Consider the following 25,671-nt stretch of genomic DNA (forward strand, 5'->3'; position numbering starts at 1 on the left):
GAAGGTCTGCGCTTCGCAATCCGCGAAGGCGGCCGTACCGTCGGCGCCGGTGTCGTTGCCAAGATCATCGAGTAAAATCGAAGATTGCCGTAGCAGTATGCAGTGCCCGGGTCTGGGCACTCGCGCCTCGCGGGCGCCCAGACCTACGTTCTTTTACTAATCGGCGGTGCAATACCGCCTCGCTCTTTCCAAGGAATTCGTCATGCAGAACCAGAAAATCCGCATTCGCCTGAAGGCTTTCGACTATCGTCTGATCGATCAATCGGCAGCTGAGATCGTTGACACGGCAAAGCGGACTGGCGCAATCGTTCGTGGTCCGGTGCCTCTGCCGACCCGTATCCAGCGTTTCGACATCCTGCGTTCGCCGCACGTCAACAAGACGTCGCGTGATCAGCTCGAAATCCGCACGCACCAACGCCTGATGGACATCATCGATCCGACGGACAAGACCGTCGACGCGCTGATGAAGCTGGATCTGCCGGCTGGCGTGGACGTCGAAATCAAGCTGCAGTAAAGGTTTCAAGCGGCATCCAGACCATCGGATGTCGCTAAGTCTTTGATTGCTTGCAGAAAAGAAAAAGCCTTGCTATAATGCTAGGCTTTTCGCGCATTTGCGTAAAAAAGCCGTCCCGGTTCGCCTCTGAATCGCGCGGCATTTTGTAAATTAGCCCCGACCAATCGCAGTCGGGAATGGAGAAAACGATGAGCCTTGGACTCGTAGGTCGCAAGGTTGGCATGACCCGTATCTTCACGGCTGAAGGGGATTCGATTCCCGTCACCGTGCTGGACGTGTCCGACAACCGCGTGACGCAGATCAAGACTGTTGAAACCGACGGCTACACGGCCGTTCAGGTTGCCTTCGGTACGCGCCGTGCATCGCGCGTCACGAAGCCGCTGGCAGGTCATCTCGCCAAAGCTGGTGTTCAAGCCGGTGAAATCCTTAAGGAATTCCAAATCGACGCCACCAAGGCTGCCGAGCTGTCGAACGGCGCCGTGATCGGTGTGGATCTCTTCGAAGTGGGCCAGAAGGTCGACGTGCAAGGCACCTCGATCGGTAAGGGCTACGCCGGTACCATCAAGCGTTACAACTTCGGTTCGGGCCGTGCATCGCACGGTAACTCGCGTTCGCACAACGTGCCGGGCTCGATCGGTATGGCGCAGGATCCGGGTCGTGTTTTCCCGGGTAAGCGCATGACCGGTCACATGGGTGACGAGACGGTGACGGTGCAAAACCTCGAAATCGCTCGTATCGACGCCGACCGCAAGCTGCTGCTGGTCAAGGGTGCTGTTCCGGGTGCGAAGGGCGGCAAGGTTTTCGTGACGCCGGCCGTGAAGGCGCGTGCCGTGAAAGGAGCGAAATAATGGAACTTAAGCTCCTGAATGCAAATGGTCAGGAAGGCGCAGCTGTCAGCGCGTCGGACGTCGTGTTCGGTCGTGACTACAACGAAGCGCTGATTCACCAGATCGTCGTCGCCTACCAGGCGAACGCACGTAGCGGCAACCGCGCTCAGAAGGACCGCGAGCAGGTCAAGCACACGACGAAGAAGCCGTGGCGTCAGAAGGGTACGGGCCGTGCTCGTGCCGGTATGTCGTCGAGCCCGCTGTGGCGCGGCGGTGGTCGCATCTTCCCGAACTCGCCGGAAGAAAATTTCTCGCACAAGGTCAACAAGAAGATGCATCGTGCAGGTCTCTGCTCGATCTTCTCGCAGCTGGCCCGCGAAGGCCGCATCGCCGTTGTCGACGAGCTGACGCTCGAAGCGCCGAAGACGAAGCTGCTGGCCGAAAAGTTCAAGGCTATGGGTCTCGACTCCGTGCTGGTCATCACCGACACGGTCGACGAAAACCTGTACCTCGCGTCGCGCAACCTGGCCCATGTGGCGGTTGTCGAGCCGCGTTATGCCGACCCGCTGTCGCTGATCTACTTCAAGAAAGTGCTGATCACGAAGGCTGCGGTCGCCCAGATCGAGGAGTTGCTGTCATGAGCGAAGTTCGCAAAAACGATCATCGTTTGATGCAAGTTCTGCTCGCGCCGGTGATCTCCGAGAAGGCGACGCTGGTGGCTGACAAGAACGAGCAAGTCGTGTTCGAAGTTGCGCCGGACGCTACGAAGCAGGAAGTGAAGGCTGCTGTCGAGCTGCTGTTCAAGGTGGAAGTCAATTCCGTCAATGTGCTGGTCCAGAAGGGCAAAGCCAAGCGCTTTGGCCGCTACATGGGCAAGCGCAAGGATGTGAAGAAGGCGTACGTCTGCCTGAAGCCCGGCCAGGAAATCAACTTTGAAGCGGAGGCCAAGTAATCATGGCAATCGTGAAAGTTAAGCCGACTTCGCCGGGTCGCCGCGCGATGGTCAAGGTGGTCAACAAGGATCTGCACAAGGGCAAGCCGTACGCACCGCTGCTCGACTCGCAGAGCTCGACTGCCGGCCGTAACAACAACGGCCACATCACCACGCGTCACAAGGGCGGTGGTCACAAGCATCACTATCGTATCGTCGACTTCCGTCGCACGAAGGATGGCATTCCCGCGAAGGTCGAACGCCTCGAGTACGATCCGAACCGTAGCGCGAACATCGCGCTGGTCGTGTACGCAGACGGCGAGCGCCGCTACATCATCGCTCCAAAGGGCGTGACGGTTGGTCAGCAACTGATGTCGGGTTCGGAAGCTCCGATCCGCGCAGGCAACACGCTGCCGATCCGCAACATCCCGGTCGGTACGACGATTCACTGCATCGAAATGCTGCCGGGCAAGGGCGCGCAAATGGCGCGTTCGGCTGGTACGTCGGCGATGCTGCTGGCTCGTGAGGGCACCTACGCGCAGGTTCGTCTGCGCTCGGGCGAAATTCGCCGCGTTCACATCGAGTGCCGCGCGACGATCGGTGAAGTGGGCAACGAAGAGCATAGCCTCCGTCAAATCGGTAAGGCTGGCGCGAACCGCTGGCGCGGTATCCGCCCGACGGTGCGCGGCGTTGCAATGAACCCGGTCGATCACCCGCACGGTGGTGGTGAAGGCAAGACGGCTGCAGGTCGCGATCCGGTGAGCCCGTGGGGCACGCCGACGAAGGGCTATCGCACCCGTAGCAACAAGCGCACGACGAGCATGATCGTCCAGCGCCGTCACAAGCGTTAAGGAGTAGGCAATGGCACGTTCTATTAAAAAAGGTCCGTTCTGCGACGCCCATTTGCTGAAGAAAGTTGAGGCGGCTGCAGCTTCGCGCGACAAGAAGCCAATCAAGACCTGGTCGCGTCGCTCGACGATTCTGCCGGACTTCATCGGCCTGACGATCGCCGTTCACAACGGCCGTCAACACGTTCCGGTGTATGTCACGGAAAACATGGTCGGCCACAAGCTTGGCGAGTTCGCATTGACCCGTACGTTCAAGGGTCACGCGGCCGACAAGAAGGCCAAGAAATAAGGGGCAATCAAGATGGAAGTGAAAGCAATTCATCGCGGTGCCCGCATCTCGGCGCAGAAGACGCGCCTTGTGGCTGACCAGATCCGCGGTTTGCCGGTCGACAAGGCGCTGAACGTTCTGACGTTCTCGCCGAAGAAGGCGGCTGGCATCGTGAAGAAGGTCGTGCTGTCGGCGATCGCGAATGCGGAGCACAACGAAGGTGCTGATATCGACGAGCTCAAGATCACGAGCATCTACGTCGACAAGGCAGCGTCGCTCAAGCGTTTCACCGCGCGCGCCAAGGGCCGCGGCAACCGCATTGAGAAGCAATCCTGTCACATCACTGTGACGGTCGGGAATTAAGGGGTCATACGATGGGACAGAAAATTCATCCGACTGGCTTCCGTTTGGCCGTCAGCCGTAATTGGGCTTCGCGTTGGTACGCGAACAACAACAATTTCGCGGCGATGTTGCAGGAAGACATCGGTGTTCGTGAATACCTGAAGAAAAAGCTGAAGAACGCGTCCGTCGGCCGCGTCGTGATCGAGCGTCCTGCAAAGAACGCGCGTATCACGATTTTCAGCTCGCGTCCGGGTGTTGTGATCGGCAAGAAGGGTGAAGACATCGAACTGTTGAAGTCGGAACTGCAGAAGCGCATGGGCGTTCCGGTTCACGTCAACATCGAAGAAATCCGCAAACCGGAAACCGACGCACAACTGATCGCCGATTCGATCACGCAGCAGCTCGAGCGCCGGATCATGTTCCGCCGCGCGATGAAGCGTGCGATGCAAAACGCAATGCGTCTCGGTGCTCAGGGCATCAAGATCATGAGCGCAGGCCGTCTGAACGGTATCGAAATCGCTCGTACCGAGTGGTATCGCGAAGGCCGCGTGCCGCTGCACACGCTGCGTGCGGACATCGACTACGCGACCTCCGAAGCGAAGACGACGTACGGCATCATCGGCGTGAAGGTGTGGGTCTACAAGGGCGATACGCTCGGCCGCAATGACGCTCCGGTGGTGGAAGAAGTCGCCGAAGAAAAGCGTCCGCGCCGCAATGCACGTCCGGGCGACCGTCGCCCGCGTCGCGATGGTGAAGGTGCACCGGCAGGTGCTCGCCGTGGCGGTCCGCGCCGCGGCGGTGCCGGCGACGGTAAGACTGGAGAATAACGATGCTGCAACCGAAACGCAGGAAGTATCGCAAAGAGCAGAAGGGTCGTAACACTGGCGTCGCAACGCGTGGTAACGCGGTGTCGTTCGGTGAGTACGGTCTGAAGGCTATCGGTCGCGGTCGCCTGACCGCGCGTCAGATTGAAGCGGCGCGTCGCGCAATGACGCGTCACATCAAGCGCGGCGGCCGCATCTGGATTCGCATTTTCCCGGACAAGCCGATCTCGCAAAAGCCGGCTGAAGTACGTATGGGTAACGGTAAGGGTAACCCGGAGTACTACGTCGCTGAGATTCAACCGGGCAAGATGCTGTACGAAATGGACGGTGTGTCCGAAGAACTGGCGCGTGAAGCGTTCCGTCTGGCTGCAGCCAAGCTGCCGCTGAAGACGACGTTCATGGTTCGTCAGCTCGGCGCCTAAGGAGTGAATGATGAAGGCTTCCGAACTTCACCAGAAAGATCAGGCCGCGCTCAACAAAGAGCTGTCGGACCTGTTGAAGGCGCAATTCGGCCTGCGCATGCAACTCGCGACCCAGCAGCTCACGAATACGAGCCAGCTGAAGAAGGTTCGTCGCGACATCGCACGTGTGCGGACCGTCCTGACTGAGAAGGCGAACCAGAAATGAACGATAGCGTAAAAACCTCGCTCAAGCGGACGCTGGTCGGCAAGGTCGTCAGCAACAAGATGGACAAGACGGTTACCGTGCTGGTCGAGCACCGCGTGAAGCACCCGATCTACGGCAAGTATGTCGTACGTTCGAAGAAGTACCACGCTCACGACGAGGCAAACACCTACAACGAGGGCGACCTCGTTGAAATCCAGGAAACTCGTCCGATCTCGAAGACGAAGGCTTGGACGGTGTCGCGTCTGGTCGAAGCAGCTCGCGTCATCTAAAGCAGCTGAGCAGCAGAAGTAGTTGAAATCGCAGTAGATTTCGCTTGCAAGACCGGGATTATTTGTTATAATCTCGGTCTTCCCTCTTTGTGGGAGCCCCATCGCGGGCGAAGTTGTAGGTGGGGGAAGCGATGTGAGCGTCAGTTCATGTCGGCAGATTCACCGGATTGCGATGGCGGGTTTCGTTTGCCGTCGCTGCTGTTCTAACCCAAGCGGCCGATTGGCTGACGGGACCAAGACTGACCGAATGCATCATGGTGGTGCAATCGGATTAAGTTGGGAAAGATAAACCATGATCCAGACCGAAACTCGGCTCGAAGTGGCCGACAACACGGGTGCGCGTGAAGTCATGTGCATCAAGGTGCTCGGCGGCTCGAAGCGTCGTTATGCCAACATCGGCGACATCATCAAGGTGAGCGTCAAAGAGGCAACGCCGCGCGGGCGCGTGAAGAAAGGCGAAATCTACAACGCCGTGGTGGTTCGCACCGCCAAGGGCGTTCGCCGTCAAGACGGCTCGCTGATCAAGTTCGACGGCAACGCCGCCGTGCTTTTGAATACCAAGCTCGAGCCTATCGGCACCCGCATCTTCGGGCCGGTCACGCGTGAGCTGCGCAGCGAACGCTTCATGAAGATCGTTTCGCTCGCGCCGGAAGTGCTGTAAGGAGCCGAGATGAACAAGATTCGCAAAGGTGACGAAGTCATCGTCATCACCGGCAAAGACAAGGGCAAGCGCGGCGTCGTGCTGGCTGTTGCTGACGACCGTGTGACCGTCGAAGGCCTCAATATCGCCAAGAAGCATGTGAAGCCGAACCCGATGAAGGGTACGACGGGCGGCGTGGAAGCGAAGGCAATGCCGCTGCACATTTCGAACGTCGCGCTGGTTGACGCGAACGGCAAGCCGTCGCGTGTCGGCATCAAGGTCGAGGGAGACAAGAAGGTCCGTTTCCTGAAGACGACCGGTGCTGTGCTGAGCGCCTGACGCGGAGTAAAAAATGGCACGTTTGCAAGAATTTTATAAAGAGAAGGTTGTTCCCGGCCTGATCGAGAAGTTCGGTTACAAGTCCGTGATGGAAGTGCCGCGCATCACCAAGATCACCCTGAACATGGGTCTTGGCGAAGCCGTCGCCGACAAGAAGATCATCGAGAACGCCGTTGGCGATCTGACGAAGATCGCGGGCCAGAAGCCGGTGATCACGAAGGCACGCAAGGCAATCGCGGGCTTCAAGATCCGTCAGGGTTATCCGATCGGCGCAATGGTCACGCTGCGTGGCCAGGCGATGTACGAATTCCTGGACCGTTTCGTGACGGTCGCGCTCCCGCGTGTGCGTGACTTCCGTGGCGTGTCGGGCCGTGCATTCGACGGTCGTGGCAACTACAACATCGGTGTGAAAGAGCAGATCATTTTCCCCGAAATCGACTACGACAAAATCGACGCGCTGCGTGGGCTGAACATCAGCATCACGACGACTGCGAAGACTGACGACGAAGCAAAGGCACTGCTCGCCAGCTTCAAGTTCCCGTTCAGAAACTGAGGTTACCGTGGCTAAACTGGCACTGATCGAACGTGAAAAGAAGCGTGCGCGCCTGGCTGCCAAGTACGCTCCGAAGCGTGCTGCGCTGAAGGCAATCATCGACGACCAAAGCAAGTCGGAAGAAGAGCGCTATGCGGCTCGTCTCGAGCTGCAGCAACTGCCGCGCAATTCGAACCCGACCCGTAAGCGCAATCGTTGCGCGATCACCGGTCGTCCGCGCGGCACGTTCCGCAAATTCGGGCTGGCGCGTAACAAGATTCGTGAAATCGCGTTCCGCGGCGAGATCCCTGGCCTGACCAAGGCGAGCTGGTAATAGGAGAAACGTAAATGAGCATGAGTGATCCTATCGCCGATATGCTGACTCGCATCCGCAATGCGCAGATGGTCGAGAAGGTTTCGGTGACGATGCCCTCGTCGAAAGTCAAGGTTGCAATCGCGCAAGTCCTGAAGGATGAAGGCTATATCGACGATTTCGCAGTGAAGTCCGAAGGTGCGAAGTCGGAATTGAACATTGCGTTGAAGTACTACGCTGGCCGTCCGGTTATCGAGCGCCTCGAGCGCGTTTCGAAGCCTGGTCTGCGGGTGTACCGCGGCCGTAACGAAATCCCGCAGGTCATGAATGGCTTGGGCGTTGCGATCGTTTCGACGCCGAAGGGTGTGATGACCGATCGCAAGGCGCGCGCTACGGGCGTGGGCGGCGAAGTCATCTGCTACGTCGCTTAAAGCCGAAGGGAGAAGAAACATGTCTCGAGTAGGTAAAAGCCCGATCGCGCTGCAAGGCGCTGAAGTGGCCCTGAGCGACGAGCGCATTAGCGTCAAGGGCCCGCTGGGCACGATTACGCAAGCTGCGAATCGCCTGGTAAAGGTGGTGAACGACAACGGCACGCTGAAGTTCGAGCCGGTGGACGAGAGCCGCGAAGCAAATGCAATGTCGGGCACGATGCGCGCGCTGGTCGCGAACATGGTGCACGGCGTGACCAAGGGTTTCGAGCGCAAGCTGACGCTGGTTGGCGTCGGTTATCGTGCGCAAGCGCAAGGCGACAAGCTGAACCTGTCGCTGGGTTTCTCGCACCCGGTGGTGCACCAGATGCCGGAAGGCGTCAAGGCTGAAACCCCGTCGCAAACGGAAATCGTGATCAAGGGGATCGACAAGCAGAAAGTTGGCCAGGTCGCTGCAGAAGTGCGCGGCTACCGTCCGCCGGAGCCCTACAAGGGCAAGGGCGTGCGCTATGCCAACGAGGTTGTGATCCTCAAAGAAACGAAGAAGAAGTAAGGGTGCGCAATCATGGATAAGACTCAATCTCGCCTGCGCCGCGCTCGTCAGACGCGTCTCAAGATCGCTGAGCTGCAAGTCGCGCGTCTGGCCGTGCATCGCACGAACACGCACATCTATGCGCAAGTGTTCTCGCCGTGCGGCACCAAAGTGCTCGCCAGCGCATCGACGCTCGAAGCCGAAGTGCGTGCGCAGCTCGCCGACAAGTCGGGCAAGGGTGGCAACGTTGCCGCTGCAACCCTGATCGGCAAGCGCATTGCAGAGAAGGCTAAGGCTGCCGGCATCGAATCCGTCGCCTTTGACCGCTCGGGTTTCCGCTACCACGGCCGCGTGAAGGCGCTGGCTGATGCGGCGCGTGAAGCCGGGCTCAAGTTCTAAGGAAGGAATTCGTCATGGCAAAGATGCAAGCGAAAGTTCAGGCTGACGAGCGCGACGACGGCCTTCGCGAAAAGATGATTTCGGTCAATCGCGTGACCAAGGTCGTGAAGGGTGGCCGGATTCTCGGCTTCGCCGCACTGACCGTGGTTGGCGACGGTGATGGCCGCGTCGGCATGGGCAAGGGCAAGGCGAAGGAAGTGCCGGTTGCCGTTCAAAAGGCAATGGAGCAAGCCCGTCGCAACATGTTCAAGGTGCCGCTCAAGAACGGTACGCTGCAACACGAAGTGCACGGCAAGCACGGCGCATCGACGGTCCTCCTCGCTCCGGCGAAGGACGGTACTGGCGTGATCGCTGGCGGCCCGATGCGCGCAGTGTTCGACGTGATGGGCGTGCAAAACGTAGTGGCCAAGAGCCACGGTTCGACGAACCCGTACAACCTCGTTCGTGCGACGCTGGACGGCCTGCGTAAGCAGTCGACCCCGGCTGACATCGCGGCGAAGCGTGGTAAGTCCGTCGAAGAAATTCTGGGCTAAGGTGGTCACCATGTCTGAAAAAACTGTCAAGGTTCAGCTCGTCAAGAGCCTGATTGGGACCCGCGAATCGCACCGGGCGACGGTGCGCGGTCTTGGTCTGCGCCGCCTGAACTCGGTTAGCGAGCTGCAGGACACGCCGGCTGTGCGCGGCATGATCAACAAGGTCTCGTACCTCGTTAAGGTCATCGGCTAAGCGGCCGTTCGGGCACTCAAGGAGTTGATAATGGAATTGAATAACCTGAAGCCGGCCGAAGGCGCGAAGCACGCAAAGCGTCGCGTTGGTCGCGGCATCGGCTCCGGCCTCGGCAAAACCGCTGGCCGTGGTCACAAGGGTCAGAAGTCGCGTTCGGGTGGCTTCCACAAGGTCGGCTTCGAAGGCGGTCAGATGCCGCTGCAACGCCGTCTGCCGAAGCGTGGTTTTACCTCGCTGACGAAGGAATTCGTCGGTGAAGTGCGCCTTGGCGACCTGGAAAAGCTGCCGGTCGACGAAATCGATCTGTTGGCACTGAAGCAAGCCGGTCTGATTGGCGAGATGATGACGAGCGCCAAGATCATCGCGACGGGCGAGCTGAAGCGCAAGATCGTCGTGAAAGGTCTGTCTGCGACGAAGGGCGCGCGCGCTGCGATCGAAGCAGCTGGCGGTTCTTTCGCCGAGTAACGTGCAAGTCGATTGCCGTCACTAGCATTTGCATCGGAGAAGGTACTTGGCTAACAGCCCGAGTCTCGCAAAACCCGGTCGAAGCGCGGCGAAGTTTGGCGACCTGCGTCGGCGTGCAGTGTTCCTGCTGCTGGCGCTGGTCGTCTACCGTATTGGCGCGCACATTCCGGTGCCGGGCATTGACCCGGACCAACTGGCAAAGCTGTTCCAAAGCCAGTCGGGCGGCATCCTTGGCATGTTCAACATGTTCTCGGGTGGCGCACTTTCGCGGTTCACGATTTTTGCGCTTGGGATCATGCCGTATATTTCGGCGTCGATCATCATGCAGTTGCTGGCGATTGTCTCGCCGCAGCTCGAAGCGCTGAAGAAGGAAGGGCAGGCAGGTCAACGGAAGATCACGCAGTACACGCGTGTCTTCACGGTGGTTCTGGCGACGTTCCAGGCGTTTGGCATCGCTGTCGCGCTGGAGAATCAGCCGGCACTGGTGATCGATCCTGGTATGGTCTTCCGGCTGACGACGGTTGTGACGCTCGTGACCGGCACGATGTTCCTGATGTGGCTCGGTGAGCAAATCACGGAACGTGGTCTGGGCAACGGCATTTCGATCATTATTTTCGGCGGTATCGCAGCGGGTTTCCCGAATGCGATCGGTGGTCTTTTTGAACTGGTTCGTACCGGCTCGATGAGCATCATCTCGGCGATTATCGTGGTCGCGCTGATCGCAGCTGTGACGTATCTGGTGGTGTTCATCGAACGCGGCCAGCGCAAGATTCTTGTGAACTACGCGAAGCGGCAAGTCGGCAACAAGATTTACGGCGGACAGTCTTCGCATCTGCCGTTGAAGTTGAACATGTCGGGCGTGATTCCGCCGATCTTCGCGTCGTCGATCATCCTGTTCCCGGCAACCATCCTGAACTGGTTCAGTTCCGGATCACGTACCGGCTGGTTCGCGGACACACTGCACAATGTGGCCGAAGCCATCAAGCCAGGTCAGCCGGTGTACGTGTTGCTGTACGCGTTGGCGATCGTGTTCTTCTGCTTCTTCTACACCGCGCTGGTGTTCAATAGCAGAGAGACGGCCGACAACCTGAAAAAGAGTGGTGCATTCGTCCCGGGCATTCGTCCGGGAGACCAGACGGCGCGCTATATCGACCGCATCCTGACGCGTCTGACGTTGGCCGGTGCGATCTACATCGTGTTCGTTTGCTTGCTGCCTGAGTTTCTGGTGCTGCGCTGGAATGTGCCGTTTTATTTTGGTGGAACGTCGCTGCTGATCATTGTCGTCGTCACAATGGACTTCATGGCGCAGGTGCAGTCGTACGTTATGTCGCAACAGTATGAATCGCTGCTGAAGAAAGCCAATTTCAAAGGCGGCGGCGTCCCGATGCGTTAAAAGGACTTATGGCCAAAGACGATGTAATCCAGATGCAGGGTGAAGTAATCGAAAACCTGCCAAACGCCACCTTCAGGGTGAAGCTGGAAAACGGCCATGTCGTATTGGGACACATATCCGGCAAGATGCGGATGCACTACATCCGTATTCTGCCGGGCGACAAGGTGACGGTTGAATTGACGCCTTACGATCTGTCGCGTGCGAGGATCGTGTTCCGGGCGAAGTGATTTGAAAAAAGGGTAATATCATGAAAGTGATGGCATCGGTTAAGCGCATTTGCCGCAATTGCAAGATCATCAAGCGCAAGGGCGTCGTTCGCGTGATTTGCAGCTCTGATCCGCGCCACAAGCAGCGTCAAGGCTGAACGCCGCGCTTTTGTTTGCGCTTTTTGTTTGAGGAAAAACAATGGCTCGTATCGCAGGGGTTAACATCCCGAACCACCAGCATACCGAAATCGGCCTGACGGCAATTTACGGTATCGGTCGCACGCGCTCGCGCAACATTTGCGTTGCTGCTGGTGTGGAATTTTCGAAGAAGGTTAAGGACCTGACCGACGCAGACCTCGAAAAGCTGCGTGAAGAAGTCGGCAAGTTCATCGTTGAAGGCGATCTGCGTCGTGAAACGACGATGAACATCAAGCGCCTGATGGATCTCGGTTGCTACCGTGGCGTGCGCCATCGCAAGGGCTTGCCCCTGCGCGGCCAGCGCACGCGTACGAATGCGCGTACGCGCAAGGGTCCGCGTCGTGCAGCGCAAGCGCTGAAGAAGTAAGCGACACTGACAGTTACAGGAAAACGTAATGGCTAAGGCTTCGAACAACTCCGCGGCGCAACGCGTTCGCAAGAAGGTCAAGAAGAACGTCGCCGAGGGCGTGGTTCACGTTCACGCGTCGTTCAACAACACCATCATCACGATCACCGACCGTCAAGGCAATGCGTTGGCTTGGGCAACGTCGGGTGGTCAGGGCTTCAAGGGTTCGCGTAAGTCGACTCCGTTTGCAGCTCAGGTGGCCGCTGAATCGGCTGGCCGCGTGGCGATGGAATACGGCGTGAAGAACCTCGAAGTGCGGATCAAGGGCCCCGGCCCTGGCCGTGAGTCCGCGGTGCGCGCGCTGCATGGTCTTGGCATCAAGATTACCGCGATCTCCGACGTGACGCCGGTTCCGCACAACGGCTGCCGTCCGCCGAAGCGTCGTCGTATCTAAGACGCTTGCTCCGCTTGCGCCTGTTGCCGCTAAAGGCGGTAGCAGGCTGCTTGCGTTATTGAATTGACTAAGCCCACCGTTCGACCCAAAGGGTTCGGACTAGCGTGAATGAATGTTCACGTGATCAATCATAGAAGGAATGCAAAGTGGCACGCTATATCGGCCCTAAAGCCAAGCTGTCTCGCCGTGAAGGCACCGATCTCTTCCTGAAGAGCGCCCGTCGTTCGCTCGCTGACAAGTGCAAGCTTGACAGCAAGCCGGGTCAACATGGCCGCACCTCGGGCGCCCGTACGTCAGACTACGGCACGCAGTTGCGCGAAAAGCAAAAAGTGAAGCGCATCTACGGCGTGCTCGAGCGCCAATTCCGCCGTTATTTCGCCGAAGCCGACCGCCGCAAGGGCAACACGGGTGAAACCCTGCTGCAACTGCTCGAGTCGCGTCTGGACAACGTCGTGTATCGCATGGGCTTCGGCTCGACGCGCGCAGAAGCACGTCAGCTCGTGAGCCACAAGGCAATCACGGTGAACGGCGTCGTCGCGAACATCCCGTCGCTGCAAGTGAAGGCTGGCGACGTGATCTCCGTGCGCGAACAGGCCAAGAAGCAGGCTCGTATTCTCGAAGCGCTGTCGCTCGCCGAACAGGGCGGCCTGCCGAGCTGGGTTGCTGTCGATTCGAAGAAGTTCGAAGGTACGTTCAAGCAAATGCCGGAACGCAGCGATATCGCTGGCGACATCAACGAAAGCCTGATCGTCGAATTGTATTCGCGGTAATCGGATTAACGGCCGAGGTTCCCGGATTGCGTTAGGCAAGGGGGCGCCTCGGCTGTTTATTTTCAGGTTGTTACCGGTCAGCCTTATCGGTGTAACGAGCCGAGGGTATTGAAAAGGAAAACCTATGCAAACCAGTTTGTTGAAGCCCAAGATCATCGCAGTTGAATCGCTTGGCGAAAGCCACGCGAAAGTGGTCATGGAACCGTTTGAACGCGGTTATGGCCACACCTTGGGTAACGCGCTTCGGCGCGTTTTGCTGTCGTCGATGGTTGGCTATGCGCCGACGGAAGTGACGATTGCAGGCGTCGTGCATGAATACTCGACGCTCGACGGTGTGCAAGAGGACGTGGTCAACCTGTTGTTGAACCTGAAGGGCGTGGTGTTCAAGCTGCATAACCGTGACGAAGTGACGGTTACGCTGCGCAAGGAAGGTGAAGGCGTTGTTACCGCTGGCGACATCGAACTCGCCCACGACTGCGAAGTGATGAATCCGGATCACGTCATTGCGCACCTGTCGAAGGGCGGCAAGCTCGACGTGCAGATCAAGGTTGAAAAGGGCCGTGGCTACGTGCCGGGCAACGTACGTCGTTACGGCGAAGAATCGGCCAAGATTATTGGCCGCATTGTGCTGGATGCGTCGTTCTCGCCGGTTCGCCGTGTGAGCTATGCCGTGGAAAGCGCGCGTGTCGAACAGCGTACCGACCTCGACAAGCTCGTGATGAACATCGAAACCAACGGCGTGATCTCGCCCGAAGAAGCGATCCGTCAATCGGCGCGTATTCTGGTCGATCAGCTGTCGGTGTTCGCAGCACTGGAAGGCACGGAAGCCGCGGCAGAAGCGCCGTCGCGCGCGCCGCAGATCGATCCGATCCTGCTGCGCCCGGTCGATGATCTCGAATTGACGGTTCGCTCGGCGAACTGCCTGAAGGCCGAGAACATCTACTACATCGGCGACCTGATCCAGCGCACGGAAAACGAGCTGCTGAAGACGCCGAATCTGGGTCGCAAGTCGTTGAACGAGATCAAGGAAGTGCTCGCTTCGCGCGGCCTGACGCTTGGCATGAAGCTCGAAAACTGGCCGCCGGCTGGTCTCGACAAGTAAGTCACGTAGCATCAACTGGTCAGGACGCGGATTTTCCTTTAAAATCCGCGTCTTGCTTTTTTACTACCGGCCCGTGCTTTCCACTGAAAGCGATAGAAGAGCTGGACCAAAACTTTGAATCAAGGAAACTGAAATGCGTCACCGTCATGGTCTGCGGAAACTGAACCGCACGAGCAGCCACCGTTTGGCAATGCTCCGTAACATGTCCAACTCGCTGATCGAGCACGAAGTCATCAAGACGACGCTGCCGAAGGCGAAGGAACTCCGTAAAGTCGTCGAGCCGTTGATCACGCTCGGCAAGAAGCCGTCGCTGGCAAACCGTCGTCTGGCCTTCAACCGCCTGCGCGATCGCGACTCGGTCACGAAGCTGTTCGACGTGCTGGGCCCGCGCTTCGCGAACCGTCCGGGTGGCTATCTGCGCATCCTGAAGTTCGGTTTCCGCGTCGGCGACAATGCACCGATGGCACTGGTCGAACTGCTGGACCGTCCGGAAGTCGAGGAAGTCGAGAACGTTGCAGAAGCTGAATAAGCGTTCTGACAACTGCTCAAAAGCCAGGCGAAAGCCTGGCTTTTTTGCTTCCGGGCGGCGTGCACATGGCCTATGCCATTTGGCCGTCAGCGAGGTCGTGGGACAAGGTGATACGATAGCGTCACCCTGTTTCGAAAGCGCTGGAGCGGTCGGTGAACGTGAATGTGAGTTTGGTATTGACGACCGTGCCGGACCTCGCCACGGCGCAAAAACTGGCTCAGGACGCACTTTCCGCCCGTCTCGCGGCGTGTGTAACGCGGCTTGGCAGCGTCCAGTCGAGCTATCACTGGCAAGGCAAGGTCGAATCCGCGGATGAGGTCCAGTTGCTGTTCAAGACGAGCGTCGCCCGAGCGTTCGAACTTGAGCAGTTCATTCAGGCTCAGCATCCGTACGAGACGCCCGAAATTCTCTCCTGGCAGGTCACGGCGTCGGCCGCGTACGGCCAATGGGTGAACACCGAAACGCAACGCCCGATCCATGTTTAACAGCTTCTCCTGCCGCTGGCTCGATACCGCGCGCTTCCTCGTTCTTGTCGCTGGCGTTCTGCTGCTCTCGCTCTTCAGGGTGAGCTGCGCGCATGCTGACGACTTCCTTGACCCCGCCGTTGCCTTCAGATTCAGCGCGTCTGAACAGCCGGGTGAAGTGCTGGTTCACTACACGATCGCCGACGGCTACTACATGTACCGTGAGCGATTTGCTTTTGCGAAGCGCGACGGCACGGTCACGATCGGGGACCCGCAATTGCCCGCGGGCCATGTGAAGTTCGACCAGACCTTCGCGAAGAATGTCGAAACCTATCGCGGCGAACTGACGATCCGTGTACCGGTGAAACAGGCAAGCGGTCCGTTCGATCTCGCCGTGACGTCGCAAGGTTGTGCCGACGCGGGCATCTGCTATCCGCCGATGGAGCGCGTCTATCATGTGACGGGCACCGCCTTGCACGCGGCCGCGGCGGGCGTCGTCGGCGACGGAAAAAATGTCCAGGGCACGCAGAGTGGCGCGTCATGGTACGAACGCGCGACGAGCGCGGACTACGCGCAGTCGTTGCTGCAAGGTGGGGGCTTCTTCGCAATCGTCGGATTGTATTTCGTCGCGGGCGTGGTGCTGAGCCTGCTGCCGTGCTCGTATCCGATGATCCCGATCCTGTCCGCGATCATCATCGGCGAAGGTCCGCGTGTGACGCGGAGTCGAGGATTCGCGTTGTCGCTTGCCTATGTCGTCGGCATGGCGCTCGTTTATACCGTGCTCGGCATCGCGGCCGCGCTCGTCGGGCAAAGCCTCGGTGCCTGGCTTCAGAATCCGTGGGTGCTCGGTGCGTTCGCGCTCGTGCTGACAGTGTTCGCTCTCACGCTGATCGCGGGCGTCGATATCGTGTTGCCGCAGCGCTGGCAGAGCGGAGTCTCGAAGGCATCGGAAGGACGGTCGGGTGGCAAGTTCGCTGCTGTCGCCGTGATGGGCGCGCTGTCCGCGCTGGTGGTGGGCGCGTGCATGACAGCGCCGCTTTTCGCCGTGCTGGCGTTCATCGCCCACACGGGCAACGCCGTTCTGGGCGGTGCGGCCCTGTTTTCGATGGGTATCGGGCTTGGCGTCCCGCTGCTGATCATCGGGCTCGGCGCGGGAACGTTGCTGCCGCGCGCAGGCGCGTGGATGGACAGCGTGAAGGTCTTCTTCGGTGTCGTGCTGTTGGCGGCAGCGCTGTGGATCGTTTGGCCGGTGCTGGGCGCGACTGCGCAAATGTTGTTGGCTGCGCTGTGGCTGCTGATCGCCGCAGCCGGTTTGGGGCTCTTTTCGCCGCATGCGGGAGCAAAGTCGATTTGGGGCGGTCTCGGTCGCGGAATCGGCGCGGCGTTGGCGATCTGGGCGGCAACGCTGCTCGTCGGGCTCGCAGCCGGATCGACGAACCCATTGCAGCCACTGGCCGTGCTTGCCAGCCGCACGCCGAATACGCCCTCTACAGCGGCGCCTCAGGGCGATCTTGCGTTCGCGCCTGTGCGTTCATCTGGGCAGCTCGACGAAGCCGTCAAAACGGCTGCACAGCCCGCTATGCTCGATTTCTATGCGGACTGGTGCGTCAGCTGCAAGGAGATGGAGAAGCTCACCTTCAGCGATCCGCGCGTTCAGGCCAAGCTCAAGCAAATGAATTTGCTGCGGGCCGACGTCACAGCGAATAACGCTGACGACCGGGCGCTGCTCAAGCGCTTCAACCTGTTCGGGCCTCCTGGCATCATATTTTTCGACCGAGGCGGCAGAGAGGTCTTGCGCGTGGTCGGTTACGAATCAGCGGACAAGTTCCTGAGAAGTCTCGACCGGGTGGCCACGGCGCCTCAAACCTGAGAACGGCGACGCTAAGGCCGTTGTTAGCCGGTTTCGCGCTCGACACACTCATAATCCAGGCGGATCAGTACTACCCGCGAATCTTAAAAAGGCTCGCAACAAAAATGCGGAGGCACCCACGAGGCAACCTCCGCTCTTTCAATGCCACAGCGCCACCACGTAGCGTAGCGCGTTCCCTTACCTCTGCGCCCGCAACACGCGCGCAGCATCGAGCGCAAAGTACGTCAGCACGCCGTCCGCGCCTGCGCGCTTGAACGCGAGCAGCGATTCCATCATCACCTTGTCGTGATCCAGCCAGCCGTTTTGCGCGGCCGCCTTCAGCATCGCGTATTCGCCGCTCACCTGGTAGACATAGGTCGGGAAGCGGAACTCGTCCTTCACGCGACGCAGGATGTCCAGATACGGCATGCCCGGCTTGACCATCACCATATCCGCGCCTTCGTCGATGTCCGCGCGCACTTCTCGCAGTGCTTCATCCGAGTTGGCGGGATCGAGCTGATACGTCATCTTGTTGCCCTTGCCCAGGTTCGCTGCGGAACCCACGGCTTCGCGGAACGGACCGTAGAACGCCGACGCGAACTTCGCCGAGTACGCCATGATCCGCGTGTGGATGTGGCCCTCGCTCTCCAGCATCTCGCGGATCGAGCCGATGCGGCCATCCATCATGTCGGACGGAGCGACGATGTCGACGCCTGCCACTGCCTGCGCCTTTGCCTGTTCGACGAGAATCTCGACGGTTTCGTCGTTGATCACGTAACCGCTCTCGTCGAGCACGCCGTCCTGGCCATGGCTCGTATAGGGGTCGAGCGCAACGTCGGTCAGCACGCCCAGTTCGGGAAAGCGCTTCTTCAGTTCACGCGCGGCGCGCGGAATCAGACCTGCTTCATTGGTCGCTTCGCGCCCGTCGGGCGTCTTCAGCGACGGCTCGATCACCGGAAACAGCGACAGCACGGGCACGCCCAACTCGAGACATTGCTCGGCCACGCCCATCAGCAAATCGACGGACACGCGCTCGACGCCCGGCATCGACGGAACGGCCTGACGGACATTCGTGCCTTCGAGGATGAAGACGGGATAGATCAGATCGTTGGTGGTCAGAATGTTTTCGCGCATCATGCGGCGCGAAAATTCGTCGCGGCGCATGCGGCGCGGACGGTGGTGCGGATAGAAGCTCATGTGGGGTGTCGTGTCTGCAGAAGTCGAGAACGCTGGCTGTTCCCTGCCAGAAACTTTTCGAGACAATGGTATATCATACCGATCGAGCAAGGCGCCTAGCGCTGACCTCCCCGCTTCTCCTCCCTGAGCGGGTGCCTGTCGTTTTTCGATTAGGCTGTTTAACCCGCCGTCAACTAGCGGCGGGTTTTTTTATGGGCGATCGAAAAACGCTGCCGGGCGTGCCGGGACGACTTTCAGACCTCATTCGACCGACGCGGATTCGTCGGAATTGCCCGCCAGATCGGGCGTGACCCAGCTTTCGATCAGTTCGTGCGCCTCATCGAGGCCAGTGCGCTTGAGCGCGGAAAAGAGCTGGGCGGTCAATTCGCCCTGATATCCGGCTGCGCGATATTCATCCAACCCTTTCTTCGTCGCGCGCAGCGCATTGATGCCCTCCTGGCGGGTCAATTTGTCGCACTTGGTGAGCAATGTGTGAATCGGCTTGCCCGTCGGCGCGAACCACTCGATCATTCGCCGGTCCAGTTCCGTGAGCGGGCGGCGCGAATCCATCATCAGGATCATGCCGCGCAGTTGCGAGCGCGTCTGCAGATAGGTCGACAGCAGCTGTTCCCAGTGGGCTTTCGCCGCGCTTGGCACTTCGGCGTAGCCGTAGCCCGGCAAATCGACGAGATTCGCGACGGGCTCGGCCGCGGGGCCCACCGAAAAAAAATTGATGTGCTGTGTCCGTCCCGGCGTCTTACTGGCGAACGCGAGACGCTTCTGGTTGCAGAGGATGTTGATGGCCGTCGACTTCCCCGCATTCGACCGCCCCGCGAACGCGATCTCCGGCTGCGGCGAAGGCGGCAGGTCGCGCAAGTGATTGACGGTCGTAAAAAAGCGGGCTTGGTGGAGCAGGAAAGACATGGAAAAGACCGGAAGGACGGGTAAATGGACGTCAAGCGGACGTCCAGCGAACATCGACGGACGTGATGAAATGCCGTGCAAGGGCGATGCAGCCCCGCCGCGAAGGCCGGAGAGGCCCGACTGGCGCCAGCGCGATTAGCGAGTTATTGTACAATACGATGGTTTACTGAAAACCTGTGAGGCCGTTGCGCGGGCCTCCGCGGCTGGATCAGCCGCTGTCGTATTTTGCAGAACCTCTAATTCCCACAAGACGAAACAGGGTGTGCGAATGAATCGACTGGGCAAGTTTCTGGTGGTGCTTCACACAGCAGCAGGTCTTTCAGGTTTCGCAGTACAGGCAAGAGCAGCAGATCAGGCAAAGCCGGATTTGAATCGCGGGCAGGCAATCGCAGCGCAGGTATGCGCTTCGTGTCACGGGGCCGATGGCAACAGCGCTGGCGGCGCGTATCCGAAGCTCGCGGGCCAGCATCCCGAGTATCTCGTCAAGCAGCTCAAGGATTTCAAAACACAACCCGGTGCCAAGCAGCCCGCCCGCAACAATGCGATCATGGCGGGTATGGTGGCAGCGTTGTCCGATCAGGACATGGCGAACGTGGCGGCATACTTCTCGTCGCAGGCGCCGAAGCCGGGCTACGCACACAATAAGGACACAGTGCCCTTAGGGCAAAAGATCTATCGCGCTGGCGTCGCCGACAAGGGCGTGCCGGCGTGCGCAAGCTGTCACGGGCCGACGGGCCAAGGGATTCCGTCGCAATATCCGCGGCTGTCGGGGCAATGGGCGGAATACACCGTGACGCAGTTGACCGCGTTCACCCAAGGCTCGGGCGCGCGCAACAACAACGATGCGATGCACGCCATCGCGTCGCGTTTGTCGGACAGCGAGATCAAGGCTGTCGCCGATTACGTCGCGGGCTTGCATTAAGAGTCCGTACGAAAGCGAAGCCGGCCGTAAAGAGGCCGGCAAGAAAACAAGAAAAGGGTGAGGGAATCGCATGAAGCGATATCCCTGCACCCTTTTTTGCTGTTGAGTCGGAGTTTGAATGAGCGTCACCACGTCGGGTTGGGAGTTGAAGTCGCGGCCGCGCTTCGTGCGCACGTCCGTCGAATTGCTGAGTTCGATGCGCTTCGCGATCGCGTCGCTCGTGATCCTGTCGATTGCAAGCATCATCGGCACCGTGCTCACGCAGGACGACCCGTATCCGAACTACGTCAACCAGTTCGGCCCGTTCTGGGCCGACATCTTCCGTTCGCTGAGCCTCTACAACGTGTACAGCGCGTGGTGGTTCATGCTAATCCTCGGCTTTCTTGTCGTGTCGATCTCGCTGTGCGTGATCCGCAATGCGCCGAAGATGATCGCCGACACGAAGAGCTGGAAAGACAGGGTCCGCGAAGGCAGCCTGCGCGCGTTCCATCACAAGGGCGAGTACGCCGTCGCGGACACGACCCGCGCGCAGGCCGCAGCGACGCTCGGCAAGCTGTCCGGGAAGCTCGGCTACAAATACGTGACGCGCGAGTCGGAGGGTGCAACGCTGATCGCCGCGAAGCGCGGTGCGCTGACCAAGCTCGGCTACATCTCGGCGCACCTTGCGATCGTCATCATCTGTATCGGCGGTCTGCTCGACAGCAATCTGCCCATCAAGCTGCAAATGTGGCTTTTCGACAAGACGCCGATCCGCAGCAACACCGTCATCAACGAAATTCCGCCCGAGCATCGCCTGTCGCAGGGCAACCCGACGTTTCGCGGCTATGCGTGGGTGCCCGAGGGGCAGCATGTGTCGACAGCGATCCTCAACCAGCAGGACGGCTCGCTGATCCAGGACCTGCCGTTCTCGATCGAGCTGAAGAAGTTCATCGTCGACTACTACTCGACGGGCATGCCGAAGCTCTTCGCGAGCGACATCGTCGTGATCGACCACAAGACGGGCGAGCGTATCCCGGCGCGCGTCGAGGTGAACAAGCCGTTCGAATACGACGGCGTGTCGATCTACCAGTCGAGCTTCCAGGACGGCGGCTCGCAGATGCAGATGACGGCGTATCCGATGACGGGCCGCAGCACCAAGACCGAGCCCTTCAACGGCGAGATCGGCGGCTCGAAAGTGCTGAGCGCGTCGATGCCGGGCACGGACGGCCAGACCGTCGAGTTCGCCGACTTCCGCGCGATCAACGTCGAGAACATCTCGAACGGCAACGGTCAGAACGACGCACGCGGCGTGACCGCGCATCAGTCGCTGAAGGAGGCCTTCGACGAGCGTCTCGGCTCGGGCGCGAAGACGTCGAAGCCGGTCGATCTGCATAACGTCGGTCCGTCGGTCCAGTACAAGGTGCGCGACAAGGATGGCCAGGCGCGCGAGTACAACAACTACATGCTGCCCGTCGACGTCGGCGGCGAGCGCGTGTTTCTTGCAGGCATGCGCATGAATCCGGACGATCCGTTCCGCTATCTGCGCATTCCCGCGGACACCGCCGGTACGGTCAACGAATGGATGAAACTGCGCGCCGCGCTCGAAGACCCGGCCATCCGCGCGCAGGCGGCGCACCAGTTCGCGCAGCGCTCGGTGCAGTCGAACGCGGACCTCCAGCAGCATCTGGAAGAAAGCGCGACGCGCGTGCTGACGCTTTTCGCAGGCGCCGATCCGGCGATCGGCAAGGCACCCGATGGTCAGACGATTGGCGGCTTCCAGGCGATCGCCGCGTTCATCGATCGTTCCGTCCCCAAGGGAGAGCAGGAAAAGGCGGCAGGACTCTTGCTTAGGATGCTGGAAGGCGCGATGTGGGACGTATGGCAGATCGCGCGCCAGCAGGCGGGAGAAGGCCCGGCGACGGCGGACGCGACCACGAGCCGCTTTATCCAGACCTCGATCAACGCGCTATCCGACAGCTTTCTGTACGGTTCGCCCGTGTTTTTGCAGCTTGACTCCTTCAAGCAGGTGCAAGCTTCGGTATTTCAGTTGACGCGCGCACCGGGCAAAAAAGTCGTGTATCTTGGCAGCCTGCTACTCGTGTTAGGCATCTTTTCGATGTTCTACGTCCGCGAACGGCGCCTGTGGTTCTGGCTCAAGGAGGCGGATCGCGGCGTGAGCGTCGTGATGGCGATGTCGACGGCACGCAGGACATTCGATTTCGAGAAGGAATTTGCCCAAACCCGCGACGCAGTCGGCGCGGCGCTCGGAACGAAGCCACTTCATGTCGATGCCGATGCAGCCCACGAGGCAAAGGACGCCGCCCGTGCAGCGGATGCAGCGTCCACGGATTCACCCGATTCGACCCGGTAAGAACATGGACTTGACCCAAGTTTCTTCTTCCTCGCGTGCCAAGCCGCGCGCCGATACGTCGGCTCATTCGGCCACGCATCTGCATGCGCATTTGCCGGGTGAACCGGCGCTGCTGGACGACCGTCCGTTCCTGAAGCGCCTCGGCGCGTTCGACTGGCTGTTCGCCCTGGCGATGGTCGCGGGAGCCGGGTTCGCGCTGTCGCGCTACCACGAGTACATGAATTACTACGACAAGCTGGTGCTGGTTTGCTCGGTGCCTGCTTTCGTCGTGCTCGGCTGGCGCTGGAAGCCCGCGCGCCTGCTGATGGCGTGCATCGCCGTGCTCTCGCTGTTCGCGATCCAGCTGTACGGCGGCGATCTGACCCGCGCCGATCACGCGTTCTTCCTCAAATATTTTCTGTCGAGCCAGTCGGCCATTCTGTGGATGAGCGCGCTGTTCGTGCTCGCCACGCTGTTCTACTGGATCGGCGTGCTGTCGCGCTCGCCATCGGGCGCCGCGATCGGCTCGAAGATGACGTGGGTCGCCGTGCTGATGGGCTTCGTCGGCTTGATGGTGCGCTGGTACGAGTCGTATCTGATCGGCTCGGACGTCGGCCATATTCCCATCTCGAACCTCTACGAAGTGTTCGTGCTGTTCAGCCTGATCACCGCGCTCTTCTATCTGTATTACGAGCGGCACTACAACACGCGCGCGCTCGGCGCGTTCGTGCTGCTGGTGATCAGCGCGGCCGTCGGCTTCCTGATGTGGTACTCGATCGCGCGCGACGCGCAGCAGATCCAGCCGCTCGTCCCCGCGCTGCAAAGCTGGTGGATGAAGATTCACGTGCCGGCGAACTTCATCGGCTACGGCAGCTTCGCGCTGTCGGCGATGGTCGGCGTCGCGTATCTGATGAAAGAGCGCGGCGTGCTGGCCGACCGTCTGCCGACGCTCGACGTGCTCGACGACGTCATGTACAAGTCGATCGCCGTCGGCTTTGCGTTCTTCACGATCGCGACGATTCTCGGCGCGCTGTGGGCCGCCGAAGCATGGGGCGGCTACTGGAGCTGGGACCCGAAGGAGACGTGGGCGCTGATCGTGTGGCTGAACTACGCGGCCTGGCTGCACATGCGTCTGATGAAAGGACTGCGCGGCGCGGCCGCTGCATGGTGGGCGCTGACGGGCCTGCTGGTGACGAGCTTTGCTTTCCTCGGCGTGAACATGTTCCTGTCGGGACTGCATAGCTACGGCAAGCTGTAAGAACCGCCGGACCCGGACACCGAAAAACCGCCGCGTGCGCTGCACCGGCGGTTTTTTTATGCCGATATGGAAGGATTGTGCGCCGCGTGTGTTAACAAGAACGGTGGCCGCAACGAGCGGGTCGAATGAAAAGCGGGTCGAGCGAATATCGTTCGGGTGAGAACGCCCGGCAAGGAGTGTCAGCATGTGGATCAAGCGAAGCGAACGGAGCCGTCTCTACGGCGACGACATCGCGCGCAGCGAAATTACGCCTCAGCGGGTGTTCGAGAATCGCCGGCGGATCTTGCAGGCAGCGGGCGCGGCGGCGCTCGGCGGCCTGATCGGCGTACATGGCGAGGCGTTTGCCGAATATTCGTCGTCCGACGCGAAAGCGCAGAAGCTCGGCGCGAAGACCAACTCGAAGTTCGTCGTCACCGATAAGGTCACGCCGTTCAAGGACATCACCACGTACAACAACTACTACGAGTTCGGCACCGACAAGAGCGATCCGTCTCACAACGCGGGGACGCTTCGGCCGCATCCGTGGAAGGTGAGCGTCGAAGGCGAGGTGAAGAACGCGAAGGTCTACGACATCGACGAGCTGCTGAAGCTCGCGCCGCTCGAAGAGCGCGTGTACCGGCTGCGCTGTGTCGAAGGCTGGTCGATGGTTATTCCGTGGATCGGCATTCCGTTGTCGGAAGTGATCAGGCGCGCGCAGCCGACTGCGAACGCAAAGTACGTGCAGTTCATCACGCTCGCCGACGCGTCGCAGATGGCGGGCCTGTCCGAGCCGATTCTCGATTGGCCTTACTCCGAAGGCCTGCGTATGGACGAAGCGATGAATCCGCTCACGCTGCTGACGATGGGCGTCTACGGCCAGGCGCTGCCAAACCAGAACGGGGCGCCCGTGCGCGTCGTCGTGCCGTGGAAGTACGGCTTCAAGAGCGCGAAGTCGCTGGTCAAGATCCGCTTCGTCGACAAGCAGCCGCCGACGAGCTGGAACACCTACGCGCCAAACGAATACGGCTTCTATTCGAACGTGAATCCGAATGTCGACCATCCGCGCTGGAGCCAGGCGACCGAGCGGCGTATCGGTGAAGACGGATTCTTCACGCCGAAGCGCAAGACGCTGATGTTCAACGGCTATGGCGATCAGGTCGCGTCGATGTATCAGGGCATGGACCTGAAGAAGAACTTCTGATGGCGACGCGCATGGGAACCGAGACGACATCGGCCGTGACCGCAAGCAGTGGCGCGCGGACGGCGGCGAGCGCGTCGAATCACGCGGCGCGTTCGCGCAAGGCGACGACGACTGCCGGCGCTGGCCGCTGGCTCGTGTCGGCGAAGATCGCCATATTCGTCGCGGCGCTGTGTCCGTTTGCGCGCATCGTGCTGTTTGGTTTCACCGACCGGCTCGGCGCAAATCCGATCGAGTTCATCACGCGCTCGACGGGATTGTGGACGCTCGTGTTCATCTGCATCACGCTCGCCGTGACGCCGCTGCGCAAGCTCACCGGCTGGAACGCGCTGCTGCGCTTTCGCCGGATGGTGGGGCTTTACGCGTTCTTCTACGCCGCGCTGCACTTCACGACGTATTTCTGGTTCGACAAGTGGTTCGATCTCGCCGAGATCGTGAAGGACATCGGCAAGCGGCCGTTCATCACGGTCGGCTTCGCGGCGTTCGTGTTGCTGATCCCGCTCGCCGTCACGTCGCCGAAAGCGATCGTGCGCAAGCTCGGCCGACGCTGGCAGACACTGCATCGCGCGATCTATCTGATCGCGGGCCTCGCGATCCTGCACTTCTGGTGGATGAAAGCGGGCAAGCACGATCTGATCTTGCCGAAGATTTACGGGGCCATCGTGATTGCGTTGCTCGGCTGGCGCCTGCTTGGGTGGGCACGCGACAGAATCAGGCAACGGGCGGGAAGCTAGCCCGAAGTTCCTCCCT

39 protein-coding genes are annotated in these 25,671 nt (G+C 60.0%); 37 read left to right on the forward strand and 2 right to left on the reverse strand.

Annotated elements, in window-relative coordinates:
• The 32 genes from BN2476_RS22630 to dsbD all read left to right on the forward strand — a co-directional run.
• On the forward strand, nt 1-75 hold a 75-nt coding region (locus tag BN2476_RS22630), incomplete at its 5' end, for an EF-Tu C-terminal domain-related protein (RefSeq protein ID WP_201785588.1).
• A gap of 127 nt (nt 76-202) precedes the next feature.
• Nucleotides 203-514, forward strand: a complete 312-nt coding sequence (rpsJ, locus tag BN2476_RS22635; RefSeq protein ID WP_087736409.1) for a 30S ribosomal protein S10 — start codon at nt 203-205, stop codon at nt 512-514.
• A gap of 188 nt (nt 515-702) precedes the next feature.
• Complete coding sequence (rplC, locus tag BN2476_RS22640; protein WP_087736434.1) at nt 703-1,362, forward strand: 50S ribosomal protein L3; 660 nt, start codon at nt 703-705, stop codon at nt 1,360-1,362.
• A complete protein-coding gene (gene rplD, locus BN2476_RS22645) occupies nt 1,362-1,982 on the forward strand; it encodes a 50S ribosomal protein L4 (protein ID WP_087736410.1) in 621 nt (206 codons plus the stop codon). The genes rplC and rplD overlap by 1 nt, the downstream gene beginning before the upstream one ends.
• On the forward strand, nt 1,979-2,293 hold the full coding sequence (gene rplW, locus BN2476_RS22650) for a 50S ribosomal protein L23 (RefSeq protein ID WP_087736411.1): 315 nt from the start codon (nt 1,979-1,981) through the stop codon (nt 2,291-2,293). Before rplD ends, rplW begins: the two co-directional genes overlap by 4 nt.
• Nucleotides 2,294-2,295: 2 nt before the next feature.
• Nucleotides 2,296-3,123, forward strand: a complete 828-nt coding sequence (rplB, locus tag BN2476_RS22655) for a 50S ribosomal protein L2 (RefSeq protein WP_087736412.1) — start codon at nt 2,296-2,298, stop codon at nt 3,121-3,123.
• Nucleotides 3,124-3,133: 10 nt separating this feature from the next.
• Nucleotides 3,134-3,409, forward strand: coding sequence for a 30S ribosomal protein S19 (gene rpsS, locus BN2476_RS22660; RefSeq protein WP_006998484.1), 276 nt, complete (start codon nt 3,134-3,136; stop codon nt 3,407-3,409).
• Between the two features lie 12 nt (nt 3,410-3,421).
• A complete protein-coding gene (gene rplV / locus BN2476_RS22665) occupies nt 3,422-3,751 on the forward strand; it encodes a 50S ribosomal protein L22 (protein ID WP_007730533.1) in 330 nt (109 codons plus the stop codon).
• An 11-nt stretch (nt 3,752-3,762) separates the two neighbouring features.
• Nucleotides 3,763-4,557, forward strand: coding sequence for a 30S ribosomal protein S3 (gene rpsC / locus BN2476_RS22670; protein ID WP_087736413.1), 795 nt, complete (start codon nt 3,763-3,765; stop codon nt 4,555-4,557).
• A gap of 2 nt (nt 4,558-4,559) precedes the next feature.
• Entirely contained in the window at nt 4,560-4,976 is a 417-nt protein-coding gene (rplP, locus tag BN2476_RS22675) for a 50S ribosomal protein L16 (protein WP_012402192.1), read from the forward strand.
• A 10-nt stretch (nt 4,977-4,986) separates the two neighbouring features.
• The gene (gene rpmC, locus BN2476_RS22680; RefSeq protein ID WP_007180130.1) at nt 4,987-5,181 is read left to right on the forward strand and encodes a 50S ribosomal protein L29; all 195 of its coding nucleotides are present in this window, start codon (nt 4,987-4,989) and stop codon (nt 5,179-5,181) included.
• Entirely contained in the window at nt 5,178-5,450 is a 273-nt protein-coding gene (gene rpsQ, locus BN2476_RS22685) for a 30S ribosomal protein S17 (RefSeq protein WP_087736414.1), read from the forward strand. Before rpmC ends, rpsQ begins: the two co-directional genes overlap by 4 nt.
• 292 nt (nt 5,451-5,742) lie before the next feature.
• The gene (rplN, locus tag BN2476_RS22690; RefSeq protein ID WP_012402188.1) at nt 5,743-6,111 is read left to right on the forward strand and encodes a 50S ribosomal protein L14; all 369 of its coding nucleotides are present in this window, start codon (nt 5,743-5,745) and stop codon (nt 6,109-6,111) included.
• Between the two features lie 9 nt (nt 6,112-6,120).
• Nucleotides 6,121-6,429, forward strand: a complete 309-nt coding sequence (gene rplX / locus BN2476_RS22695; RefSeq protein ID WP_087736415.1) for a 50S ribosomal protein L24 — start codon at nt 6,121-6,123, stop codon at nt 6,427-6,429.
• Nucleotides 6,430-6,442: 13 nt separating this feature from the next.
• Complete coding sequence (gene rplE / locus BN2476_RS22700; RefSeq protein WP_006052214.1) at nt 6,443-6,982, forward strand: 50S ribosomal protein L5; 540 nt, start codon at nt 6,443-6,445, stop codon at nt 6,980-6,982.
• A gap of 7 nt (nt 6,983-6,989) precedes the next feature.
• Nucleotides 6,990-7,295 carry a 30S ribosomal protein S14 gene (gene rpsN / locus BN2476_RS22705; protein ID WP_087736416.1) on the forward strand — a complete coding sequence of 102 codons (306 nt, stop codon included), beginning with the start codon at nt 6,990-6,992 and terminating at the stop codon, nt 7,293-7,295.
• 14 nt (nt 7,296-7,309) lie between these two features.
• Nucleotides 7,310-7,705 carry a 30S ribosomal protein S8 gene (gene rpsH, locus BN2476_RS22710; RefSeq protein WP_087736417.1) on the forward strand — a complete coding sequence of 132 codons (396 nt, stop codon included), beginning with the start codon at nt 7,310-7,312 and terminating at the stop codon, nt 7,703-7,705.
• 19 nt (nt 7,706-7,724) lie between these two features.
• Nucleotides 7,725-8,255 (forward strand): 50S ribosomal protein L6, encoded by a 531-nt coding sequence (gene rplF, locus BN2476_RS22715; RefSeq protein WP_087736418.1) that lies wholly within the window; start codon nt 7,725-7,727, stop codon nt 8,253-8,255.
• A gap of 12 nt (nt 8,256-8,267) precedes the next feature.
• A complete protein-coding gene (rplR, locus tag BN2476_RS22720) occupies nt 8,268-8,633 on the forward strand; it encodes a 50S ribosomal protein L18 (RefSeq protein ID WP_087736419.1) in 366 nt (121 codons plus the stop codon).
• Nucleotides 8,634-8,647: 14 nt separating this feature from the next.
• Nucleotides 8,648-9,166 (forward strand): 30S ribosomal protein S5, encoded by a 519-nt coding sequence (rpsE, locus tag BN2476_RS22725; protein WP_004197945.1) that lies wholly within the window; start codon nt 8,648-8,650, stop codon nt 9,164-9,166.
• 10 nt (nt 9,167-9,176) lie between these two features.
• Entirely contained in the window at nt 9,177-9,359 is a 183-nt protein-coding gene (rpmD, locus tag BN2476_RS22730; RefSeq protein ID WP_004202755.1) for a 50S ribosomal protein L30, read from the forward strand.
• Nucleotides 9,360-9,389: 30 nt separating this feature from the next.
• Nucleotides 9,390-9,824 (forward strand): 50S ribosomal protein L15, encoded by a 435-nt coding sequence (rplO, locus tag BN2476_RS22735; RefSeq protein ID WP_087736420.1) that lies wholly within the window; start codon nt 9,390-9,392, stop codon nt 9,822-9,824.
• 46 nt (nt 9,825-9,870) lie between these two features.
• Entirely contained in the window at nt 9,871-11,217 is a 1,347-nt protein-coding gene (gene secY, locus BN2476_RS22740) for a preprotein translocase subunit SecY (protein WP_087736421.1), read from the forward strand.
• Between the two features lie 8 nt (nt 11,218-11,225).
• On the forward strand, nt 11,226-11,444 hold the full coding sequence (infA, locus tag BN2476_RS22745) for a translation initiation factor IF-1 (protein WP_004521905.1): 219 nt from the start codon (nt 11,226-11,228) through the stop codon (nt 11,442-11,444).
• A gap of 20 nt (nt 11,445-11,464) precedes the next feature.
• Nucleotides 11,465-11,581, forward strand: a complete 117-nt coding sequence (gene rpmJ, locus BN2476_RS22750) for a 50S ribosomal protein L36 (protein WP_004199844.1) — start codon at nt 11,465-11,467, stop codon at nt 11,579-11,581.
• Nucleotides 11,582-11,622: 41 nt separating this feature from the next.
• Complete coding sequence (rpsM, locus tag BN2476_RS22755; protein WP_087736422.1) at nt 11,623-11,988, forward strand: 30S ribosomal protein S13; 366 nt, start codon at nt 11,623-11,625, stop codon at nt 11,986-11,988.
• Between the two features lie 28 nt (nt 11,989-12,016).
• The gene (gene rpsK, locus BN2476_RS22760; protein WP_006052224.1) at nt 12,017-12,421 is read left to right on the forward strand and encodes a 30S ribosomal protein S11; all 405 of its coding nucleotides are present in this window, start codon (nt 12,017-12,019) and stop codon (nt 12,419-12,421) included.
• A 146-nt stretch (nt 12,422-12,567) separates the two neighbouring features.
• The gene (gene rpsD / locus BN2476_RS22765) at nt 12,568-13,191 is read left to right on the forward strand and encodes a 30S ribosomal protein S4 (RefSeq protein WP_087736423.1); all 624 of its coding nucleotides are present in this window, start codon (nt 12,568-12,570) and stop codon (nt 13,189-13,191) included.
• A gap of 124 nt (nt 13,192-13,315) precedes the next feature.
• Complete coding sequence (locus BN2476_RS22770) at nt 13,316-14,293, forward strand: DNA-directed RNA polymerase subunit alpha (RefSeq protein ID WP_087736424.1); 978 nt, start codon at nt 13,316-13,318, stop codon at nt 14,291-14,293.
• Between the two features lie 133 nt (nt 14,294-14,426).
• Nucleotides 14,427-14,822, forward strand: coding sequence for a 50S ribosomal protein L17 (gene rplQ, locus BN2476_RS22775; RefSeq protein ID WP_007730705.1), 396 nt, complete (start codon nt 14,427-14,429; stop codon nt 14,820-14,822).
• 152 nt (nt 14,823-14,974) lie between these two features.
• Entirely contained in the window at nt 14,975-15,307 is a 333-nt protein-coding gene (cutA, locus tag BN2476_RS22780) for a divalent-cation tolerance protein CutA (RefSeq protein ID WP_087736425.1), read from the forward strand.
• A complete protein-coding gene (dsbD, locus tag BN2476_RS22785; protein WP_087736426.1) occupies nt 15,300-17,156 on the forward strand; it encodes a protein-disulfide reductase DsbD in 1,857 nt (618 codons plus the stop codon). The genes cutA and dsbD overlap by 8 nt, the downstream gene beginning before the upstream one ends.
• A gap of 177 nt (nt 17,157-17,333) precedes the next feature.
• Here dsbD and hemB read toward each other — a convergent pair whose 3' ends face one another.
• Nucleotides 17,334-18,332, reverse strand: a complete 999-nt coding sequence (gene hemB, locus BN2476_RS22790) for a porphobilinogen synthase (protein WP_087736427.1) — start codon at nt 18,330-18,332, stop codon at nt 17,334-17,336.
• A 240-nt stretch (nt 18,333-18,572) separates the two neighbouring features.
• Nucleotides 18,573-19,235, reverse strand: a complete 663-nt coding sequence (gene yihA / locus BN2476_RS22795) for a ribosome biogenesis GTP-binding protein YihA/YsxC (RefSeq protein WP_087736428.1) — start codon at nt 19,233-19,235, stop codon at nt 18,573-18,575.
• A 268-nt stretch (nt 19,236-19,503) separates the two neighbouring features.
• On the opposite strand from yihA, the gene BN2476_RS22800 reads away from it, so the two are divergent.
• From BN2476_RS22800 to msrQ, 5 genes are all read left to right on the forward strand, one after another.
• Nucleotides 19,504-20,157, forward strand: coding sequence for a c-type cytochrome (locus BN2476_RS22800; RefSeq protein WP_087736429.1), 654 nt, complete (start codon nt 19,504-19,506; stop codon nt 20,155-20,157).
• A 118-nt stretch (nt 20,158-20,275) separates the two neighbouring features.
• Complete coding sequence (locus tag BN2476_RS22805) at nt 20,276-22,507, forward strand: cytochrome c biogenesis protein ResB (RefSeq protein WP_087736430.1); 2,232 nt, start codon at nt 20,276-20,278, stop codon at nt 22,505-22,507.
• A 4-nt stretch (nt 22,508-22,511) separates the two neighbouring features.
• Complete coding sequence (gene ccsB, locus BN2476_RS22810) at nt 22,512-23,744, forward strand: c-type cytochrome biogenesis protein CcsB (protein WP_087736431.1); 1,233 nt, start codon at nt 22,512-22,514, stop codon at nt 23,742-23,744.
• A 184-nt stretch (nt 23,745-23,928) separates the two neighbouring features.
• The gene (gene msrP, locus BN2476_RS22815; protein ID WP_087736432.1) at nt 23,929-24,924 is read left to right on the forward strand and encodes a protein-methionine-sulfoxide reductase catalytic subunit MsrP; all 996 of its coding nucleotides are present in this window, start codon (nt 23,929-23,931) and stop codon (nt 24,922-24,924) included.
• On the forward strand, nt 24,924-25,655 hold the full coding sequence (msrQ, locus tag BN2476_RS22820; protein WP_087736433.1) for a protein-methionine-sulfoxide reductase heme-binding subunit MsrQ: 732 nt from the start codon (nt 24,924-24,926) through the stop codon (nt 25,653-25,655). The genes msrP and msrQ overlap by 1 nt, the downstream gene beginning before the upstream one ends.
• Nucleotides 25,656-25,671: the final 16 nt, after the last annotated feature.

It is taken from the genome of Paraburkholderia piptadeniae (genome assembly GCF_900007165.1).
In the GTDB taxonomy this organism is placed as follows: domain Bacteria; phylum Pseudomonadota; class Gammaproteobacteria; order Burkholderiales; family Burkholderiaceae; genus Paraburkholderia; species Paraburkholderia piptadeniae.

Coding starts and splice junctions, on each gene's coding strand:
- rpsJ (WP_087736409.1), top strand. CDS start 203: ATGCAGAACCAGAAAATCCGCATTCGCCTGAAGGCTTTCGACTATCGT.
- rplC (WP_087736434.1), top strand. CDS start 703: ATGAGCCTTGGACTCGTAGGTCGCAAGGTTGGCATGACCCGTATCTTC.
- rplD (WP_087736410.1), top strand. CDS start 1,362: ATGGAACTTAAGCTCCTGAATGCAAATGGTCAGGAAGGCGCAGCTGTC.
- rplW (WP_087736411.1), top strand. CDS start 1,979: ATGAGCGAAGTTCGCAAAAACGATCATCGTTTGATGCAAGTTCTGCTC.
- rplB (WP_087736412.1), top strand. CDS start 2,296: ATGGCAATCGTGAAAGTTAAGCCGACTTCGCCGGGTCGCCGCGCGATG.
- rpsS (WP_006998484.1), top strand. CDS start 3,134: ATGGCACGTTCTATTAAAAAAGGTCCGTTCTGCGACGCCCATTTGCTG.
- rplV (WP_007730533.1), top strand. CDS start 3,422: ATGGAAGTGAAAGCAATTCATCGCGGTGCCCGCATCTCGGCGCAGAAG.
- rpsC (WP_087736413.1), top strand. CDS start 3,763: ATGGGACAGAAAATTCATCCGACTGGCTTCCGTTTGGCCGTCAGCCGT.
- rplP (WP_012402192.1), top strand. CDS start 4,560: ATGCTGCAACCGAAACGCAGGAAGTATCGCAAAGAGCAGAAGGGTCGT.
- rpmC (WP_007180130.1), top strand. CDS start 4,987: ATGAAGGCTTCCGAACTTCACCAGAAAGATCAGGCCGCGCTCAACAAA.
- rpsQ (WP_087736414.1), top strand. CDS start 5,178: ATGAACGATAGCGTAAAAACCTCGCTCAAGCGGACGCTGGTCGGCAAG.
- rplN (WP_012402188.1), top strand. CDS start 5,743: ATGATCCAGACCGAAACTCGGCTCGAAGTGGCCGACAACACGGGTGCG.
- rplX (WP_087736415.1), top strand. CDS start 6,121: ATGAACAAGATTCGCAAAGGTGACGAAGTCATCGTCATCACCGGCAAA.
- rplE (WP_006052214.1), top strand. CDS start 6,443: ATGGCACGTTTGCAAGAATTTTATAAAGAGAAGGTTGTTCCCGGCCTG.
- rpsH (WP_087736417.1), top strand. CDS start 7,310: ATGAGCATGAGTGATCCTATCGCCGATATGCTGACTCGCATCCGCAAT.
- rplF (WP_087736418.1), top strand. CDS start 7,725: ATGTCTCGAGTAGGTAAAAGCCCGATCGCGCTGCAAGGCGCTGAAGTG.
- rplR (WP_087736419.1), top strand. CDS start 8,268: ATGGATAAGACTCAATCTCGCCTGCGCCGCGCTCGTCAGACGCGTCTC.
- rpsE (WP_004197945.1), top strand. CDS start 8,648: ATGGCAAAGATGCAAGCGAAAGTTCAGGCTGACGAGCGCGACGACGGC.
- rpmD (WP_004202755.1), top strand. CDS start 9,177: ATGTCTGAAAAAACTGTCAAGGTTCAGCTCGTCAAGAGCCTGATTGGG.
- rplO (WP_087736420.1), top strand. CDS start 9,390: ATGGAATTGAATAACCTGAAGCCGGCCGAAGGCGCGAAGCACGCAAAG.
- infA (WP_004521905.1), top strand. CDS start 11,226: ATGGCCAAAGACGATGTAATCCAGATGCAGGGTGAAGTAATCGAAAAC.
- rpmJ (WP_004199844.1), top strand. CDS start 11,465: ATGAAAGTGATGGCATCGGTTAAGCGCATTTGCCGCAATTGCAAGATC.
- rpsM (WP_087736422.1), top strand. CDS start 11,623: ATGGCTCGTATCGCAGGGGTTAACATCCCGAACCACCAGCATACCGAA.
- rpsK (WP_006052224.1), top strand. CDS start 12,017: ATGGCTAAGGCTTCGAACAACTCCGCGGCGCAACGCGTTCGCAAGAAG.
- BN2476_RS22770 (WP_087736424.1), top strand. CDS start 13,316: ATGCAAACCAGTTTGTTGAAGCCCAAGATCATCGCAGTTGAATCGCTT.
- rplQ (WP_007730705.1), top strand. CDS start 14,427: ATGCGTCACCGTCATGGTCTGCGGAAACTGAACCGCACGAGCAGCCAC.
- dsbD (WP_087736426.1), top strand. CDS start 15,300: ATGTTTAACAGCTTCTCCTGCCGCTGGCTCGATACCGCGCGCTTCCTC.
- hemB (WP_087736427.1), bottom strand. CDS start 18,332: ATGAGCTTCTATCCGCACCACCGTCCGCGCCGCATGCGCCGCGACGAA.
- yihA (WP_087736428.1), bottom strand. CDS start 19,235: ATGTCTTTCCTGCTCCACCAAGCCCGCTTTTTTACGACCGTCAATCAC.
- BN2476_RS22800 (WP_087736429.1), top strand. CDS start 19,504: ATGAATCGACTGGGCAAGTTTCTGGTGGTGCTTCACACAGCAGCAGGT.
- BN2476_RS22805 (WP_087736430.1), top strand. CDS start 20,276: ATGAGCGTCACCACGTCGGGTTGGGAGTTGAAGTCGCGGCCGCGCTTC.
- ccsB (WP_087736431.1), top strand. CDS start 22,512: ATGGACTTGACCCAAGTTTCTTCTTCCTCGCGTGCCAAGCCGCGCGCC.
- msrP (WP_087736432.1), top strand. CDS start 23,929: ATGTGGATCAAGCGAAGCGAACGGAGCCGTCTCTACGGCGACGACATC.
- msrQ (WP_087736433.1), top strand. CDS start 24,924: ATGGCGACGCGCATGGGAACCGAGACGACATCGGCCGTGACCGCAAGC.